11 protein-coding genes and 2 pseudogenes are annotated in these 17,004 nt (G+C 69.4%); 6 read left to right on the forward strand and 7 right to left on the reverse strand.

Going from position 1 to position 17,004, the window contains the following annotated elements:
- Positions 1–33: 33 nt before the first annotated feature.
- Complete coding sequence (locus ACZ4UU_RS26830) at positions 34–2,340, reverse strand: beta-L-arabinofuranosidase domain-containing protein (protein WP_471905912.1); 2,307 nt, start codon at positions 2,338–2,340, stop codon at positions 34–36.
- 408 nt (positions 2,341–2,748) lie between these two features.
- Positions 2,749–3,054 (reverse strand): annotated as a pseudogene (locus tag ACZ4UU_RS26835) (non-reducing end alpha-L-arabinofuranosidase family hydrolase); the annotation flags it as partial.
- A 43-nt stretch (positions 3,055–3,097) separates the two neighbouring features.
- On the opposite strand from ACZ4UU_RS26835, the gene ACZ4UU_RS26840 reads away from it, so the two are divergent.
- The 4 genes from ACZ4UU_RS26840 to ACZ4UU_RS26855 all read left to right on the forward strand — a co-directional run bounded on the left by ACZ4UU_RS26840 (position 3,098) and on the right by ACZ4UU_RS26855 (position 7,420).
- The gene (locus ACZ4UU_RS26840; protein WP_471906176.1) at positions 3,098–3,412 is read left to right on the forward strand and encodes a glycosyltransferase; all 315 of its coding nucleotides are present in this window, start codon (positions 3,098–3,100) and stop codon (positions 3,410–3,412) included.
- Positions 3,413–3,647: 235 nt separating this feature from the next.
- The gene (locus ACZ4UU_RS26845; protein WP_471905913.1) at positions 3,648–4,964 is read left to right on the forward strand and encodes a ferredoxin reductase family protein; all 1,317 of its coding nucleotides are present in this window, start codon (positions 3,648–3,650) and stop codon (positions 4,962–4,964) included.
- Positions 4,965–5,147: 183 nt separating this feature from the next.
- On the forward strand, positions 5,148–5,933 hold the full coding sequence (gene trpC, locus ACZ4UU_RS26850; protein WP_471905914.1) for an indole-3-glycerol phosphate synthase TrpC: 786 nt from the start codon (positions 5,148–5,150) through the stop codon (positions 5,931–5,933).
- Between the two features lie 476 nt (positions 5,934–6,409).
- On the forward strand, positions 6,410–7,420 hold the full coding sequence (locus ACZ4UU_RS26855) for a LacI family DNA-binding transcriptional regulator (RefSeq protein ID WP_471905915.1): 1,011 nt from the start codon (positions 6,410–6,412) through the stop codon (positions 7,418–7,420).
- Positions 7,421–7,487: 67 nt separating this feature from the next.
- On the opposite strand, the pseudogene ACZ4UU_RS26860 reads toward ACZ4UU_RS26855, so the two are convergent.
- The 3 genes and pseudogenes from ACZ4UU_RS26860 to ACZ4UU_RS26870 form a co-directional block, all read right to left on the reverse strand.
- Positions 7,488–7,604 (reverse strand): annotated as a pseudogene (locus ACZ4UU_RS26860) (RICIN domain-containing protein); the annotation flags it as partial.
- Positions 7,605–7,616: 12 nt separating this feature from the next.
- On the reverse strand, positions 7,617–8,021 hold the full coding sequence (locus ACZ4UU_RS26865) for an RICIN domain-containing protein (RefSeq protein ID WP_471905916.1): 405 nt from the start codon (positions 8,019–8,021) through the stop codon (positions 7,617–7,619).
- Between the two features lie 81 nt (positions 8,022–8,102).
- Positions 8,103–10,556, reverse strand: coding sequence for a SpoIIE family protein phosphatase (locus ACZ4UU_RS26870; RefSeq protein WP_471906177.1), 2,454 nt, complete (start codon positions 10,554–10,556; stop codon positions 8,103–8,105).
- Between the two features lie 618 nt (positions 10,557–11,174).
- On the opposite strand from ACZ4UU_RS26870, the gene ACZ4UU_RS26875 reads away from it, so the two are divergent.
- The gene (locus ACZ4UU_RS26875) at positions 11,175–12,854 is read left to right on the forward strand and encodes an extracellular solute-binding protein (protein ID WP_471905917.1); all 1,680 of its coding nucleotides are present in this window, start codon (positions 11,175–11,177) and stop codon (positions 12,852–12,854) included.
- A gap of 44 nt (positions 12,855–12,898) precedes the next feature.
- The gene (locus ACZ4UU_RS26880) at positions 12,899–13,165 is read left to right on the forward strand and encodes a hypothetical protein (RefSeq protein WP_471905918.1); all 267 of its coding nucleotides are present in this window, start codon (positions 12,899–12,901) and stop codon (positions 13,163–13,165) included.
- Here ACZ4UU_RS26880 and ACZ4UU_RS26885 read toward each other — a convergent pair.
- Entirely contained in the window at positions 13,117–15,768 is a 2,652-nt protein-coding gene (locus ACZ4UU_RS26885) for an RICIN domain-containing protein (protein ID WP_471905919.1), read from the reverse strand. The two genes, ACZ4UU_RS26880 and ACZ4UU_RS26885, sit on opposite strands and share 49 nt — an antisense overlap.
- A gap of 166 nt (positions 15,769–15,934) precedes the next feature.
- Positions 15,935–16,900, reverse strand: coding sequence for a glycoside hydrolase family 6 protein (locus tag ACZ4UU_RS26890; RefSeq protein WP_471905920.1), 966 nt, complete (start codon positions 16,898–16,900; stop codon positions 15,935–15,937).
- Positions 16,901–17,004 lie beyond the last annotated feature (104 nt).

Consider the following 17,004-nt stretch of genomic DNA (forward strand, 5'->3'; position numbering starts at 1 on the left):
TGGAGAGCGACCACAATCTGCTTCCGGGGGGCCTCAGTTCCTCACGATGCGCCATCGGCTGCCGGCGTTGCCGTTGTCCGACTCCTGGACGGCGAACGCGCCGACGGCGGTGGAGCTGTTCGCGATGGCGAGCAACTTGCCGCTGTTCACGTTGCGGATCTTGTAGGTGCCGTCTCCCTGGTCGAGCAGCGTCCATCGGTGGTCGGCGGTGCCGTTGTCCGTCCACTGCAGAACGGTCGCGCCGTCTGTCGTGGCCATGTTCAGGACGCCGAGCACCTTGCCGCTGTGGGCGTTACGGAAGCGGACCGCGTTTCCGTCGGTGATCATTTGCCAGTTGTGGTCGGCGGTGCCGTTGTCCGTCCACTGCAGAGCGCGGCCACCGTCGGCCGTGGACATGTTCTGGATCCCCAGCAGGAGACCGCTTCCCGCGTTGGCGAGACGGACGGTATTGCCGGAGGTGTTCCAGTAGACGGTGTAGTTGTGGCCGTGCGCGTCGTGGAACGGGCCGAGGTTGACGGTGGAGCCGTTGGCGGTGGCGGTGAAGGCGAGTGACGTGCTGCTGGTCCGTTTGATCGAGGACGTGTTCAGCGACGGGAGGGAGCTGAGCGAGGTGTCGCCGTAGTTGCCGGACAGGACCACCGGGCCGTAGGTGATCGCGGAGACGTTCGGGTTGTCGTTGGCCGGTCGCATGACGATCCGCATGGGCAGGCGGACGGTGACTGTGTCGCCGGAGGTCCAGGACCGGGTCAGGGTGGCGTAGCTGCCGGGCGTGGTGGTGATGTTCAGCGCCGTGCCGTTGACGCTGATGGTGGCCCCGGTGGTCCAGCTCGGGATGCGGATGCGCATCGCCCAGGTTCCGCTGACGTTGCCGGTGACCTGCAGGGTCGTGGTGTCGCCGGCGGGGTATGTCGTGGTCTGGGTGACCGTGATTCCGCGCTCCGACCAGTTGAGCACCGAGGGCACGAACATGTTCACGATCAGCGTGTCGTCACTGCGGAAGTAGATGGAGTCCATCAGCCTGGTGTGCATCTCCAGGCCCGTGCCCTGGCAGCACCAGAAGGTGCCGTAGTCGGTGCTCCAGGTGCCACCGCCCCACGCCGGGCCCACACCTCGCCGGCCTCCCGGGTTGAGCGAGGTGAAGTAGGTGACGTGGCCGTGGTCGTCGGCGGGGTTCTGCTGGCCGATCATCTGGTTCAGCCACGCCCGCTCGTAGTAGTCGAACAGCGCGACTCGGTTCGGGTCCAGGGCGAACAGTTCCCGGGTGAGGGTCAGCATGTTGAAGGTGTTGCAGCTTTCGCACGTGTCCTTGTTCAGGTAGGCGGCGATGGCGTTCGGGGCGCGGAAATGCTCCGCCTGGCTGTTGCCGCCCATGGCATAGGTGTGCGAGTTGACGGTGATGTTCCAGGCGTTGGTGGCGATGTCCCGGTAGCGGGTGGTGCCGGTGGCCTTGTACGCGCGGGCGGCCCCGATCCACTTGGGTACCTGGGTGTTGGCGTGCAGTCCGTTGAGCTGGTCCTGGCCGGACGCCAGGGGGTCGAACACCGCGGCGTGGTCGAACCGCTGGGCGACGGTGAGCCACCGCGCGTCGCCTGTCTGCTGGTAGAGGTCGGTCAGCACGGTGTTCATGCCGCCGAACTCGGTTTGCAGCATGGCCTGCATCTGCTGACCGGTCAGCCTGCCGGTTCGCCAGTCGACCCATCCCGCCAGGGCGAGCAGCATGTCCCGGGCCTGTGTGCTGCCGATGTGGCGCCATACGTCCAGCAGGCCGGCGAGGGTCTTGTGGATGGTGTAGTACGGCACGTTGCCGTTGTTCAGGGTCCGCTGCTCGAGGGCGGTGAAGTCGGACTCGGGGTAGCCGGAGAGGTACCCGGGGTTGAAGCCGGCGGCTCTGTTGTTGGCCTGGCATTTGGCCAGCTCCGCGACCATGTAGGTGGCCTTGTCACGGCAGGTGGTGTCCCCGGTGAGGGCGTACAGCTGTGCCCATGCCGTGAGGAAGTGCCCTTGGACGTGGGTGCGGAAGGGGAACGTCGGCGCGTCCCAGCCGCCCGTGGCGGCCGCGCCGTTGGTCGACAGCCGATGGTTCGCGCGGAAGTTGTACACCAGCCGGTCGACATCGACGAACCGCAGGTAGTTCCGCGTACGGTTCTGGTTGTCCAGCCACCGGCTCGCGGTGAGCCGGACCTGGCCGAGAGCGAACGGGTGCGCAGAGACCCCGATATCGGCCCTTGCGGGAGGGATGGCGGCGCGGGCGGGAGATGCGCCGATGAAGGATCCGGTGGCAGAAGCGGCGGCGGCCCCGACTACTTGCAGGAGGCGCCGTCTGCTGACGGAAGAGGACATCTTGCACCTTTCGTTGAGGAGAGAGAGCGACCGCGTGGTCGATGGTGTGTGGGTTCATATCTCCCGCGGTCGGCTGCAGCACGTCCCGGGCTTGTCTGCTGCCGAAGTGGCGCCATACGTCCCGCAGGGCGACGACATCGCAGCCTGGCTGCGCAAGGAGGCCCGGGGCGACAGGAATCTCGGTCCCTTCGAGTCTCGGCCCATCGGTCCTCTCCACTCATACATGGGATGGATTAACGGATATGAACGTTGCCTCTGTCTAGTCTTGCGACACGAAATGCTCGGCTGCTGCCGGATGTATGTCCGACCGGCGCCCTGACGTCGAGCCAGACATTGGATGTACGAGAGCGTCGTTGGCCGTCCTGTAGCCGCGTGCGGAGCGAGTGAAGGCCGAGCCGCCGCGGGTCGGTACGACGAGCCGAAACTGCCCGGGAAGTTCCCGATCGGCATGGTCGACTTGTAGATCTTGCCGTTGTCATCGGCGAAGAACAGGTGCATGTTCTGGTCGTCGGCGATCACGGTCGGGTCGATCGGGACGGACTCGGGGAGCCTGCCGGTGAACAGCGCCTGCGGTGCGGACCAGCCGTGGGGGTTGGTGGGGTCGCTGGACGTGCGGTAGGCGAAGGGCCAGGCGGTACCCCACCCATTGGAGACCAGCACCCAGATGTTCTTGGGTGCGAAGTAGAACAGTTTGGGCGCCACCGCGGCCCCGCTGTCCAGTAGCAGCGAACCGACCGGCATGTCCGTCGTGGAGGCCATGAGCTGCGGGCTCCCGGTGGTCAGCACCGACTGCGACCACGCGCCCCGCGAGATCATCACGCATGGCGAGGACGGGCTCCTGGTCCCGGACCATGGGCCGGGCGAGGACGCGCTCGCCGACGCGCTCTGCCGCCTGATCGAGAACGTTCGCGTCAAGTCCGCTGCACCTGCGGTCGGTTGGCTGCAGTCCCTGACGGGTACCGGCCCGCGGATCCGATGTCTGCCGCGGAGCCGAGCGTGGGATGCCGTCAGACACGCGAGCTGGTCATGTGGACCCCAACAGCCCTGTGATGGCTTGTGGTTAAGGCCTTAATCACTCAACCTACCCAGCGATGGCAGCCGGGACCGCCGCCGGTTGAGGAGTGATCAGATGCCGGATGGCCCCGGTCGACGCCCTATGCGTCAAGTTGGGTCGAGTTCCGAATTCTTGCCGCGACCGGGGCTCTCTCAGGTGAGGACGCTGGCAGACTCCTCGCGACCTCGCGGATGCCGAGCGCGAGTGCGTCACATGGACAAGAGGGGAAGCGGTGGAGGCGACGATTTCACAGGTGCGGCAAAGCACCATACCTCCAGTCGTCGCGGCGCGGTGGGCGCTGTGGACGTTTGTCATCGCCAACTTGGTGATCGTCGAGGTTCTGTTCCTCACCGCCGGGACCAGCAAGAACGGGGTGCTCGCGGTCGCCAAGTTCTTCGGCCTGCACGCCGCCGTGCTGATGCTGTTCCAGTTGCTGCTGGTGGCCCGGCTGCCGTGGCTCGACCGTCGTATCGGCATGGACCGGCTGACGGTGTGGCACCGGTGGGTCGGTTTCACCCTGCTGTGGACCATCCTCACCCACGCCCTGCTGGTGGTGCTGGGCTATGCGAGGCTCGATGACGCGTCGATGACGAAGACGTTCTTCGCGCTGGCCGGAGTGCCGGCCTCCCTGCTCGGGATGCTGGCCGCGGCGATCGTCGTCGTTGTCGCCGCGGTCTCCGCCCGGTATGTGAGGCAGCGGCTGCGATACGAGACCTGGCACGGCCTGCACCTGCTGCTGTACCTGGCGTTGGGGCTGGCGTTCGTCCACCAGTTGCAGGAGACCACGACCTTCAGCTCTTCCGCGGCCGGGATGATCTACTGGTGGGCCCTGTGGCTGTTCGCCTTCGGTGCCCTGGTCGCGGGCCGGATCGTCATGCCTCTGTGGCGCAACGCCTATCACGGATTCCGGGTCGCGGAGGTGGTGGCGGAATCTGACGACGTGGTGTCGGTGCGCGTCACCGGCCGCCACCTCGACAAGCTGCCGGCCCGGGCGGGCCAGTTCTGCATCTGGCGGTTCCCCGGACGCAACCACTGGTGGCAGGCGAATCCGTTCTCGCTGTCGGCGGCACCCGACGGCCGCACCTTGCGCCTGACCGCCAAGGCGGTCGGCAGCACCAGCGCCGGCCTGCGGCAGGTCCCGGTCGGGAGCCGCGCGTTCGTCGAGGGGCCCTATGGGGCGTTCACCTCGTTGCATCGCACGAGGCCCGGCGCCCTGCTGATCGCCGGAGGCGTGGGGATCACCCCGGTTCGAGCCCTGCTGGAGGAGGAACCGGCCGGCGATGTCGTCGTGCTGTACCGGGTACGCAGCGAGAACGACGCCGTGCTGGTCGACGAGGTGCGAGCCCTGGTCGCGGCCCGCGGCGGGCGGCTGCACCTGCTCACCGGCCGCACGGGGGAGGGGAACCCGCCGTTCGAGCCGGACAGCCTGCGTGCCCTCGTTCCCGACATGGCCGAACGCGACGTGTATGTCTGCGGCCCACCCGCGATGACCTCGGCCGTGCTCGACGCTCTGCGCAGGCTGAAGGTCCCTCGCCGGCAAGTGCACGCCGAGCGGTTCGGCCTGGCCTGATCCCCGCCTGCGGCGGTATCCGGCTCGAGAGCGAGGGGAGCGGGGAGGGCGTGGCCGGGCGAGCCCAGGGCTTCGCCGCCATGCTGCTGGTCGCGCCCGCGTCCGCACGGATGACCGCCAGCCGGCAGCCTAGGCCGTCCCGGACACGACACGTCATGGCAGACAATCGACAGGGAGACGACGATGAGCGTTCTTGACGGGATCCTCGCCGGAGTCCGCGAAGACTTGGAAGAGCGTAAGCGTGCGACGCCGCCCGCGGAACTGCGCTCCCGGGCAGCGGACGCGGCACCCGCGATCGACCCGCTGCCCGCGTTCCGGGCGCCCGGGGTGTCCGTCATCGCCGAGGTGAAGCGAAGGAGTCCCAGCAAGGGTGCGCTGGCAGAAATCCCCGACCCCGCGTCCCTCGCGGTCCAGTACGCGGCCGGCGGTGCCGCCGCGATCAGTGTGCTGACCGAGGGAAGGCGTTTCGGCGGCTCTCTCGCCGATCTGGACGCCGTACGCGCCCGGGTCGACGTGCCCGTCCTGCGCAAGGACTTCATCGTCGACCCCTATCAGCTGTGGGAAGCCCGCGCCCACGGCGCCGATCTTGCGCTTCTCATGGTCGTGTCGCTGGACGACGGCCAGCTCGCCGACCTGATGGGACTGTGCAAGGAGTTGGGTCTCACGCCGCTCGTGGAGGCGCACACGGCCGACGAGGTGCGGCGCGCCGCTGCCGCGGGAGCCGAGCTCCTCGGCATCAACGCGCGGGACCTGACAACGCTGGACGTGGACCGAGGTGTGTTCGCCGACCTCGTGACGGCCATCCCGGAAGGCACGGTCAGGGTCGCGGAATCGGGAGTGACGGGCCCGAAGGACGTGGCGGAGTACCACGGTTGGGGAGCCGACGTGGTCCTGGTCGGTGAGGCACTGGTCCGCTCGGGTCACCCGAGCACCGCCGTGCGCGAGTTCATCGAGGCTGCCGCGGCTTGACGGCGTCCGGCTCGGTCAGCCGCACGCGGGAGATGCCGAGCCGGGCCACCCGGCTGATTCGGCTCCGGTGGAAACCTCAGGCGGACGGCGTTCTGGGCTTGCTGCGGGTACCGGCCCGCGAGCCATGCGGTGTCCCTGGACGAACCCGCCGCCACAGCCCGTCGGCCGACGGTGAGCGGGCCATGACCTGCGCCTCGAACTGTTGGCTCACGGGGTGGGCCTGTTCCGCCTGGCTCCGCTCGGCATACTCGCCTGAGCCGGCTGACGAACGTTGCCCCCTTGCCCGGGCGTCTTGGTGGGCCCTACAAGGGTGTCGTCGATGACATCTGATATTGATCACCCTTCACCCGATGGCCGGTCCGCGCCGACGTCGACCGGTACGCTGGGTGATCGACTCCTCAACCACAAGCGACCACCTGGCAGTTGGGGTGCCCATGGCGAGTTCACGGGTCTGGCGGCGTCCCACACTCGGCGCCGTGGCCGAACGGGCAGCAGTGTCCACGGCCACGGTGTCGAATGCGCTCAACGGCACCGGACGGCTGTCCGAGGCGACCAGGCAGCGCGTCCTGGCCGCCGCACGCGAACTCGGTTATGCCCCGGCCAGTACGGCCCGTGCGCTGGCCCGCGGGGGCACCGGAGTACTCGGCCTGACCATGACGACGTACGGTGATCTACCCGTCCCGTACACCGCGATTCCGTACTACGCGGAGCTGACGCTGGGCGCCATGGCGGCGGCGCACGAGCGTGGCTGTCTTCTCCTGGCCATGCCGAGTTCCATGTCACCGTGGATGTGGCTCAACACGCCGATGGACGGCGTCATCCACGGCGGACCGCGCGCCGACGACCCGGTGCGTGCCATCCTGCGGGAGCGTGGGATACCGATGATCAGCGAAGGCAGGCCGCCCGAGCCGCATCGGTGCGACGCATGGGTGGACGCGGACCACGAAGCCGGCCTACGCCTGCTGCTCGACCACCTCGCCCAGTCCGGCGCCCGGCAGATCGGGCTCTCCCTGCCCCTCCACGACGACGCGTACCCGCGCCTGATCGCGCACGCCTATCGGTCCTGGTGCGACGAACACCGCATGCCCGCCCTCGTCGAGGAGTACGCCTCGCTGCCCGACTACTTCACGGCCGAACAGGACGCGGTCAGCCGGCTGCTCCACCACGAACCGCGACCGGACGCCGTCATCGGCGTCTACTCCGACTCCGGCCACAACATCCTCGCCGCCGCTCACCGCCAGGGCCTTCGGGTGCCGGAGGACCTGCTGGTGGCGTGCATCAGCGAGGATCCGGACTACGCGACGACGACCCCGCCCGTCACCACCGTCAGCCTCCGCCCGGACAGGGTGGGCGCCGAAGCGGTCGACCTGCTGATCGCCGTCATCAACGCCCGCGGCGGCGTGGACCGGCGTCGGCTCGTGCAACCGGTGCTGCTCCCTCGCCGGTCCACGCGGCGCGCGGTGCTGCGGAGGAACGGCAGACCGTGACCGCACGGCCCGGAACGCCGGACGATCCGGGCCGAACAACCTCTCCCTCACCGAGCGTCCCGGCGGCTCACACCGCTAGGATCCGCCAGTCCTGGTTGGACCCGCCTGTGGAGGGCCACTGTCTGACGGCGGCGCCGTCCGCGGTGGAGGCGCCCTTGACGTCGGCGCACCAGCCGTTGCGGACGTTGGCGAGCCGCTAGTAGCCGCTGGTCCGGGAGGGCACCAGTTTCCATGACTGCTTGTCGCCACCGTCGTCGGCCCACTGGGTCAGTCCGTCGCCCCGGGCGGAACCCCCCGGACTCTGCAGAACCTTGCCGCTGCGGGCGTTGGACGGCCGGTAGGAGCCGTCGGTGTTCGGCAGCAGCTTCCACTGCTGGTTGGTGCCACCGCTCCACGGCCACTGGATGACGGCGCCCCCGTCGGCGGTCGAGGCGTCACTGACGTCCAGCACCTTGCCGCTGTTGCGGTTCACCAGGCACACGGTGCCGGCGTCCGCGCTGAAGGGACGGTCGTAGACCTCCAGGCCGCGGATCGAGACGCAGGCGCCGGAGGGAAGTCCGGTGACCGTCACCCGTACATACCGGGCCTGAGCGCGGAACACGGAGACCTGCACCTGACTGGTAGGGCTGTGACCGTGCCCTGCCCCTGCCGCACGGCCGGCGACGGTCCGTGGGCTCGGATCTCAGTGCCGTTCGGTCTGGGGGAGGGGCTGCGCGCACCAGATGGTCTTGCCGTTGGTGGTGTGCCGGGTGCCCCACCCTTGGGTGAGCTGGGCGACGAGCAACAGGCCTCGGCCGCCCTCGTCGAAGGCGCGGGCCCGGCGCAGGTGCGGAGCGGTGCTGCTGGCGTCGGAGACCTCGCAGATCAGGGAGGTATCGCGAATCAGCCGCAGCTTGATCGGCGGCTCGCCGTATCTGATGGCGTTGGTCACCAGCTCGCTGACGACCAGTTCGGTGACGAACGCCGCCTCCTCCAGGCCCCAGCCGTCCACCTGGTCGACTGCGAACTTCCTGGCGCGCGGCACCTGCGCGGGGTCGGGCTCGACGTCCCAGTCGGCGACGTGGTGGGGGTCCAGCGCGTGAGTGCGCGCGAGCAGCAGGGCGGCGTCGTCGGTGCGGCGTTCGGAGAGCATGGCGTCCATCACCGTGTCGCACAGGGCCTCCAGTGAGGTGGCCGAGTGGTTCAGGACCAGCTGCAGTTCCGCGATCCGCTGGTCGACGTCGTGCTCGCGGCTTTCCACCAGTCCGTCGGTGTAGAGGGCGAGGAGGCTGCCCTCCGGCAGTTCGAGCTCGGTGGCCTCGAATGGCAGACCACCGATGCCAAGCGGCGGTCCCGGATGGACGGGTACCGGGGTCCTGGTGCCGTCCGGGGAGGTGATCAACGGCAGGGGATGGCCGGCACTTGCCAGCGTGAGGCGTCGGGAGACCGGATCGTAGACGGTGTACAGGCAGGTGGCGCCGGACTCGCCGGTCGGCTGGAAGTGGCCGGTGGGCTGGAGGTCGCTGGCGAGGTGCAGGACCAGGTCGTCCAGGTGGGTCAGCAGCTCGTCCGGTGGCAGGTCGACGTCGGCGAGGGTGCGTACGGCCGTACGCAGTCGGCCCATGCCGGCCGACGCGTGCAGGCCGTGGCCGACGACGTCGCCGACGACCAGGGCGACCCGGGCGCCGGAGAGCGGAATGACGTCGAACCAGTCGCCGCCCACTTCGGTGCCGGTCCCGCCGGGCAGGTAGCGGGATGCCACCTCGACCGCCTCCTGGGTCGGCAGCCCCTGCGGCAGCAGGCTGCGTTGCAGGGTCAGCGCGGTGGTGCGCTCGCGCGAGTACCGGCGGGCGTTGTCGATGGCGACGGCTGCCTTGGCGGTCAGCTCCTCGGCGAGGATCAGGTCGTCGGCGGTGAATGCCTCGGGCCGGTCGCGGCGGGAGAACACGACGACGCCGAGGAGCGCAGCGCGTGCCCGTAGCGGCACGGTGATCCGCCCCGTCAGCCCGTCCGCGGCGATGGACTCGTCGACCACCGGGTTGCCCGGTGGCCAGTGGGCCGGGTCGGCGGCGAGCCCGGGCCCGAAGGCCCACTCGCCGCCCTGTCCGGGCTCCGCGGCGAGCTCGACCGTGGACCTGCCGGTGGCCATGCAACGGGCGGCTACGGAGCCGGCAGGGTGACCGACCGGTGTCGCGGGCCCGGCAGCCGGGTCGGCGCCCTCCTTCGCGCTGTGCTGGGCGGCACGGCTGAGCGTGATCGTGTCGTCGGGGTTGAACGCGGAGACGGTGGGCGGTTCCTCTCCGCGCAGCACCTCGTCGAAGAGATCCACGCTGACGAGGTCGACGAATCCCGGCACCGGGGTCATGGCCAGTTCCTGGGCGGTGCCGATCACGTCGAGTGTCCGGCCGATGCCCGCGCTGGCCTTGTTGAGGATGAGCAGGCGCTGCCGAGCCCAGTACTCGGCGCTCATGTCGAATCCCCAGTTGGCGATCGCGCGCACCCTGCCCTCGGCATCCCGGACGGGCCAGATGCTGGTGGCCCAGGCGTTGGCGTAGTCGCTGCCGCGCGGGCGGAAGACGGTGATGAGACGCGTGGGCTCGCCCGTCCTCGCCACTTGGGCGAGCGCGTCGGTGTAGGGCTTGTCGTCCCTTTCGGGAAACAGCGTGCGGTCGTATTCGGGCAACACCTCGCGGTACTTCTTACCGAGCACCTGCTCCTCGGAGTGCGCGATCACCCGGCCCGAGGAGGCGTTGATCCACAGGAACCGCAGCTCAGGGTCGTAGACGCCCAGAGCGAAGGGGGACTGCTCGAAGGCCCGGTCGGCGATCACCGGGCGGCGTCCCCAGCGCTGGACGGTCACCACGTGGCCCAGCGCCCGCCCGTCGGGGCCGAGCAGCGGGTGAGTCGTGATCACGGCGTCCACCGTGGAACCGTCCCGGTGGCGCAGGGGGATGAACCCCGTGGGGTCGGGGCCGGCGCCGTAGCCCGCGGGGAAGCCGGGGGGCGGGGGATCGACCAGCAGGTCGGTCACGGGGCGCCCGACGGTGTCCTGCGCTGTCCAGCCCAGCAGCAGCCGTCCCCCCTCGCTCCAGCCGCTCACCATGCCGTCCGGGTCCACCACGGCAACGGCAGTGGGGGCGTCCTGCTTGTCGGCCATCTCCACGCGCCCTGCCTCCGTCCGGACGGCCGTGCCCGTCAGGGCTGGTTTCCAGCGGCTGCTTCCAGCCTAGATCGGCCCTTGCTCCACGGCGCTCCGGCCGTGCGTTCGAAGGTGCCAGGCGTGTCCGAGGGGGGAGGGGGCACTTCGCACACCGCTCGACGCCACCCGCGGCGGTCCGCCGGGTGGGCCCGGCTCCGTGCCTCACGGGGACTGGTCGGGGCTCGACGGCGGGCGCGAGCCGGTGCGGGAATCCGCTCTTCTCGTCGAGTGGGTGCGGTTTGCGTACTGATACATGGGATTCTTGGCGATGTTTCGATAAGAAACTTCGAAGCGCTTCGGTCCGCCGAGCGTCAGGGGAGTGCCAAGAGATCAGCCCGCGCTGCATCAAACAGTGTGGGGGAGTAGCCAGGCCCCTTCGGTGCGTCAAGGAATCTTGGAAGCGACCCTTGTGCCCCTATGGGCGCTCACCTAACCTCTCAGCACATCGAAGCGCTTCGACAGCACATCGCGTTGCAGTAATGGGATGTCTGCTTCCAGCTCAGCCAATTCCAGTTACGACACCGCAGCCGACGGCCCGCCGCCGGGTATCCAGGTGCGCCACGAAGGGTTGACGCCATGACACCGAACGCTGCCTCCACCTCCTCAGGACCCAGCCGGAGAAGCTTCCTAGCCTCCACTGCGGTCGCCACCGCAGCGGTGGCCGGTGGAATGCCGCTGATCACCGCCTGTGGCGGGTCGGACAGCGGGGCGCGCGAGGGGACCACCTCGGGCAAGGCCGCCGACAAGCTGCTGCCGACGTACGTCGCCAGCAAGGTGGCCCAGCCGGACCTTCCACCGAAGAACGGTTCGGCGGCCGGCTACACCGGCAAGGTCGATCTCGCCGCCCTCGCCGCCTCGGTCCCGGACAAGCTCGGCACCGGCGCTCCCTTCCGGATCATGTCCCCGTTCTGGGGCTCTCCGCCGAAGCCCGGGAACCCCTACTACACGGCGGTCGACGCCGCTGCCGGCACCAAGGTCACCTGGCAGAACCAGGACGGCAACACCTACGGCGAGAAGCTCGGCGCCGTCCTGGCCTCCAGCTCCATGCCCGACATGGTGGTGGTGCCGAGCTGGGAGCTGGTCGGCAAGATCGCGAACGCGCTGACCGCGAAGTTCATGGACCTCGGCCCCTACCTGGCGGGCGACAAGGTCAAGAAGTACCCGAACCTGGCCGCGATCCCCTCCGACGCCTGGCGCATGTCCATCTTCGGCGGCGCGCTGCGCGGCATCCCGATACCCTCCGCCGCCGCGACCACCATCGTGCCCTATTACCGCAAGGACGTCTTCGACGAGAAGGGCTGGTCCGTCCCCAAGTCACCCGAGGAGTTCCTCAGCTGGGCCAAGGACGTCACCAGCGCCAAGGCCAAGGTGTACGCCTGCGGTGACATGAGCTGGAGTTCACAGGCCATCTTCGGTGTCCGCCCGGCGGGGACGCTCGGCTGGAACATCGAGGACGACGGCAAGGTGACCTACCGCATCGAGCATCCCGAATTCCTCGAAGGGCTGGAGTGGGTCCGCAAGCTGTTCGCCGCCGGCGTGGTCCACCCCGACGACAAGGCGCGCTCCGGCGACGCGAGCCAGCGGTTCACCGCCGGACAGATCCTGGTCTACAACAGCGACATGTCCGCCTGGCACGGGAAGACCTCCGAACAGGCCCAGTCCAACCCGGACTTCCGGATCGAGGCCATGGACTACTTCGGTGCCGACGGCGGCAGCCCGACGCTGTACGCGTCCCAGCCCGCCACCATCTGGTCGCTGATCCGCAAGGGCGCCTCGAAGGAGACCGTGGAGAACGCGCTGGCCGCGGCGAACTTCGCGGCCGCGCCCTATGGCACCAAGGAGCGGATGCTCGTCGACTACGGCGTCGAGGGCACCCACTACACGGTCAAGGACGGTGTCCCGGTCAAGAACGACCTGGGCAACTCCCAGGTGGTCAACGCCTGGTCGATGCTGGCGGCCCCGGCTCCTTACTTCGCCCACCCGGACTTCCCCGACGTCGCCCGCAAGCAGGTGGAGTGGCAGCAGCGGATGGGTGCCTTCATGAAGAAGACGTCCACGTTCGGCATGAACATCGTCGAGCCGTCCCGCTACGCCGGCCTGGTCAGCCAGTTCGAGCAGCTGGAGATCGACTTCGTACGCGGCAACCGGAAGCTGTCCGACGTGCAGCAGGTCATCTCCACCTGGAAGTCCTCCGGCGGCGACAAGCTGCGCGACTGGTACAAGGAGCTCATCGACAAGAACGGCAGCGGCAACTGATGTCTCTCACGGCCGGGAGCAGGCCCGACGGGACTCGTCCCCCCGTGGCCGTCGAGGAACCGACGGCCGCGGTCGCCACCGCGGTGGCGAAGGACCGGGTGCCGCGCAAGGCGGGCAGGGCGGGCAGGATCGCCCAGGCCGGCGCGGTTCTCGTCGCTCAGGGCGGGTTCCTGGCCTGGCGCATGGCCTACGTCTCGGGCGAGGTCCCTCAGCCATGGCGGGGCCGCGGGCCGTTGTGGCTGCGGCCCCGCTCGGGTGTGGGTCAGGACGGGTCGCCGTACTGGAGGCCGCGTCCGTTGGTGCCGACGTAGACGCGGCCGTAGGTGTCGGGGTCGCCGGTGATGACGCCGACGCCGCCGATGGCGCCCCACTGGTGGGCCTTGTCGTTGACGCGGAGCCAGGTGGCGCCCTTGTCGGTGGAGCGGAAGACTCCGGTGACATCCTTGACGGTGCCGATCAGGTACAGCGCCTGGTAGCCGGTGCCCGGTTTGGCCTTGCCGAACCCGAGGGCGGAGGCGGACTGCACCGACCTGAGCGTGGTGAAGGTCCGGCCGCCGTCGGTGGAGTGCAGCAGTCCCTTGTCACCGCCGGCGATCCACAGGTCCCCGGCGATGCCGGGGACGGCCGTGAGCCGGCCGGCGGGCAGGTTGCCGGCGCGGGCGGTGAAGGTCGCGCCGCCGTCGGTGCTGGCGTAGAGCGTGCCGCCGGACAGGGAGTAGAAGGTCCTGGCCGAGGAGCGGTCGGCGACGACCACGGCGCCGGTGCCCAGGCCGCCGACCCTCGACCAGCTCGCCCCTTTGTCGGTCGAGCGGTACGGGGCCTGACCGGCCTGGGTCCAGACGATGGTGGAGCCGTCCGCCGAGAGCGCGATGTGGCCGTCCTGGGCACTGGCCACCGGCTCCGCCTTGAAGCCGTTCCAGCTGCTGCCGCCGTCGGTGGAGTAGGCGCCGTCCTGCGCGCCGCCACGGCCGGCGCGGACCATCATCGAGGGCTTCGACTGGGCGAAGTCGATGTCGGTGCTGTTGGACATCATCGGGTTCTTCAGCCGCCCGGAGGGCACCTTGGTCAGGGAGTCGTGCCGGAAGCCGCCCTGGTCGCCCATGGAGGTGATGACGGTGGCGCCGCCGGGCGGGGCGATCGCGTCCAGCAGCGCGGTCTCCTCCAGCCCTCGGGCGCCCATGCTCCAGTGGCTGGTGCCGCCGCTGTCGGAGGCGTTGGCGTCCTTGCTGCGCAGGATGCCGTTGCCGGTGCCGTACAGCACGTGCCCGGAGTTGAAGGGATCGATGGCCAGGGCGGTCATCCAGTGCCCGGTGTGGGTGCCGACGTAAGGAGCGGCGGAGGCGTTCCGCTTCGACTTGTCGGCCAGTGCCTTCCAGGTCGCGCCGCCGTCGGTGGTCCGGTAGATTTCGTCCTCGGGCCACCAGCGGCCGAGGGTGGTGACCATCACCGTGGAGGGCTTGCGTGGGTCGACGGCCAGACCGGAGAACCCGTAGTTGCCCTGGGACGGGGAGATGTTCTTCCACGCCCCGCGGGCCGGCGCGTACTTCCACACCGAGCCCGCCGTCACGCCGTTGGGTCCGAGGTTGTTGGTGTACGTCAGGTACAGCGACCCGTCACCGGAGAGGACGCCGTGCTGTGGCAGCTGGCCGGTGGGCTGCCCGGAGACGGCCTGCCAGGTGCTGCCGCCGTCGGTGGAGCGGTAGAGGGAGGTGGACCTGTCGGCGACGCCGACGTAGATCGTCTTGCTTCCGGCCGGGCCGTACGTCACGAAGGAGATGCCCGCGCCGCTGCTCGCGCCGTCCTTGACGGGGAACGAGGAGACCTGACGCCATGTCACGCCGTAGTCGGTGCTGCGCCACAGGCCGTTCTTGCGGGTGCCCAGGAGCAGGGTGCCGTTGTCCGCGGGGTTGATCGCCAGCCGCTCGCCCGCCCCGCGGCCGTCCTCGTTGCCGCCCAGCTTGAAGGGCAGATCGGTGCGCTTGAAGGTGCGGCCCCGGTCGGTGGAGCGCAGGATCGCGCCGTTGCCGGCCCACTCGTTGGTGTAGGTGCCCGCCCCGAGGTAGAGCCGCTTGGGGTCGACGGGGTCGGTGGCCACCGAGTCGATGCCCAGCAGGTTCCAGTCCTTCTCACCCAGCCAGTCGGTCAGCGGGATCCACTGCTCGGCCCCGGTGTCCCAGCGGTAGGCGCCGCCCATGTCGGTGCGCGCGTACAGCAGGCCCTTCTCCCGCGGGTTGAACACCAGCCCGGTGACGTAACCGCCGCCCACCACCTGGGCGTTCTTCCACACATACGGTCCGGCCGCGGCCGTGGTCCGCGTACCGCCGGTCCCGGACGCCTGGGTCTCGGCCGTCTTCACCAGTCTCCACTGCTGGTTGGTGCTGCCCCTGCCGGGGTACTGGATGACCGCCGCGCCCTGGGCCGTGAGGCCCCCGGAGACGTCCAGGACCTGGCCGCTCCCGCGGGAGGTGAGCGTGACGGCGTCGGAACCGCTCACCTCGTCGATCCGCCACTCCTGCGAGGTTGCGGAACTGTCGGTCTGCTGCTCGGCGGCGGCCCCCTGGGCGGTCGAGTTGCCCGCGATGCCCAGCACTTTGCCGCTGTTGCGGTTGACGAGCTCGTAGTAGCCGTCCCCGGCGGGCTTCAGCCGCCACTGCTGGTTGGCGGTGTTCTGGTCGGTCCACTGCTGGATACGGGTGCCGTCGGCGGTGGAGAAGCCGTCGACGTCCAGCACCTTGCCGCTGCGCACGGAAACCAGCCGATAATAGGCGTCGCCGTCGACCGTCGCGGCCTGCGAGTCCTCCTGCGCGTACAGGAGATACGGCACGAGAACGGCGGGCACGCCGAGCAGCAGACCGGTGGCGGTCCAGCGGCGGCGGTGACGCCCGCGGCGCCCGCCGTTCGTGGGGTTGTTCATGGGGAGGTGTTCTCCTTGCGTACTGCTCAACAACGGAAAGCAGGATCCCGGCCCCGGAACTGGCCGGATCCGCTTCCTTGTCGTCACAGGTTCCGCACAGGTTGCCGCGAGCCGGGACCTTTTTCGGATCACCTCGTGGCGCGGTAGGCGCTGATCAGCGTCTGGATCAGTAGCCGTAGATCATCTTGTAGGCGACCTCCGGGAGGAACTGTCCGGCCGTGGAGCCGGTGCCCACGCCGCAGTTGCCGTCGGACTCGCCCGGGACCTTGATCCACAAGAGCATCTCGGCACCTCCGCCCAGCTGGCTGGGGGTGCCGATACGGCGGCCCGAGGGATTGCACCACTGGCCGTTGGAGCCGTTGCCATTGCGGCTGGTGTCCACGACGAACGGCTTGGTGTAGCCGTACCGGGCACCGAGTTCCCGGTTGACGGCGTTGCCGTACGCGGTGTTCTCGGCCGTGGTCAGGTAGTTGGAGACGTTCAGCGAGAAACCGTGGGCCTGCCGCAGGCCCGCTTCGTGCAGGCGCCGGGCCATGGTCGCCGCGCTCGCCCAGGCCGGGTTGCCGGCGTCGAGATAGACCCAGGTGTTGGGGGCCTGACGGTTGAACTCGGCGAGCGCGTTGGTGAGCACGCCTTCGCGTTCGTCGATCTGGTCCTGGTTCATGCAGCCGTAGTCCCCGAGGGAGTCCGGTTCGAGGATGACGACGGCCGGGCGGCCCGCGATCCCACCCGCGAACTGGGCGATCCAGTTCGCGTAGGCGGACGGCGAGGAGGCTCCGCCCGCTGAGTGCCCGCCGCAGTAGTCGCGGTTGTAGATGTTGTAGGCGACAAGGATGGGCAGCTTGTCGCGGGCGTCCGCGGCGCCCACGTACGCGCCGGTGGCGGTGCCGATGGTGCCGCTCCAGGAGCCGAACCAGCGGGCCGTCGGTGTGTTGGTGATGGAGGCGTTGATCGATTGTGCCCGGCCGTCACCGGGGTTGGCGGCGACCCATCGTTTCGCGCTGGAGTCGGGGTCCACGTAGAACCCGTTGGTCATGGTCGTCGGGTCGGCCGCGTGGGCGGACGGCGCGGCGGCGAACGTCAGCGGCAGCGAGGAGAGCGCTGCCACCAGGGCGAGGAGTTTGCGGCGCATGACGGGTACCTCGGCTTTCCGGCAGGGGTGTGTCCGAAGGTTGGCGGTGAGGATGGGGAGTGCTCCCACCGGGAGGGCGCCTCTACCATCCGTGGCGCTGGGAG

It is taken from the genome of Streptomyces sp. NPDC028907 (assembly GCF_055564995.1).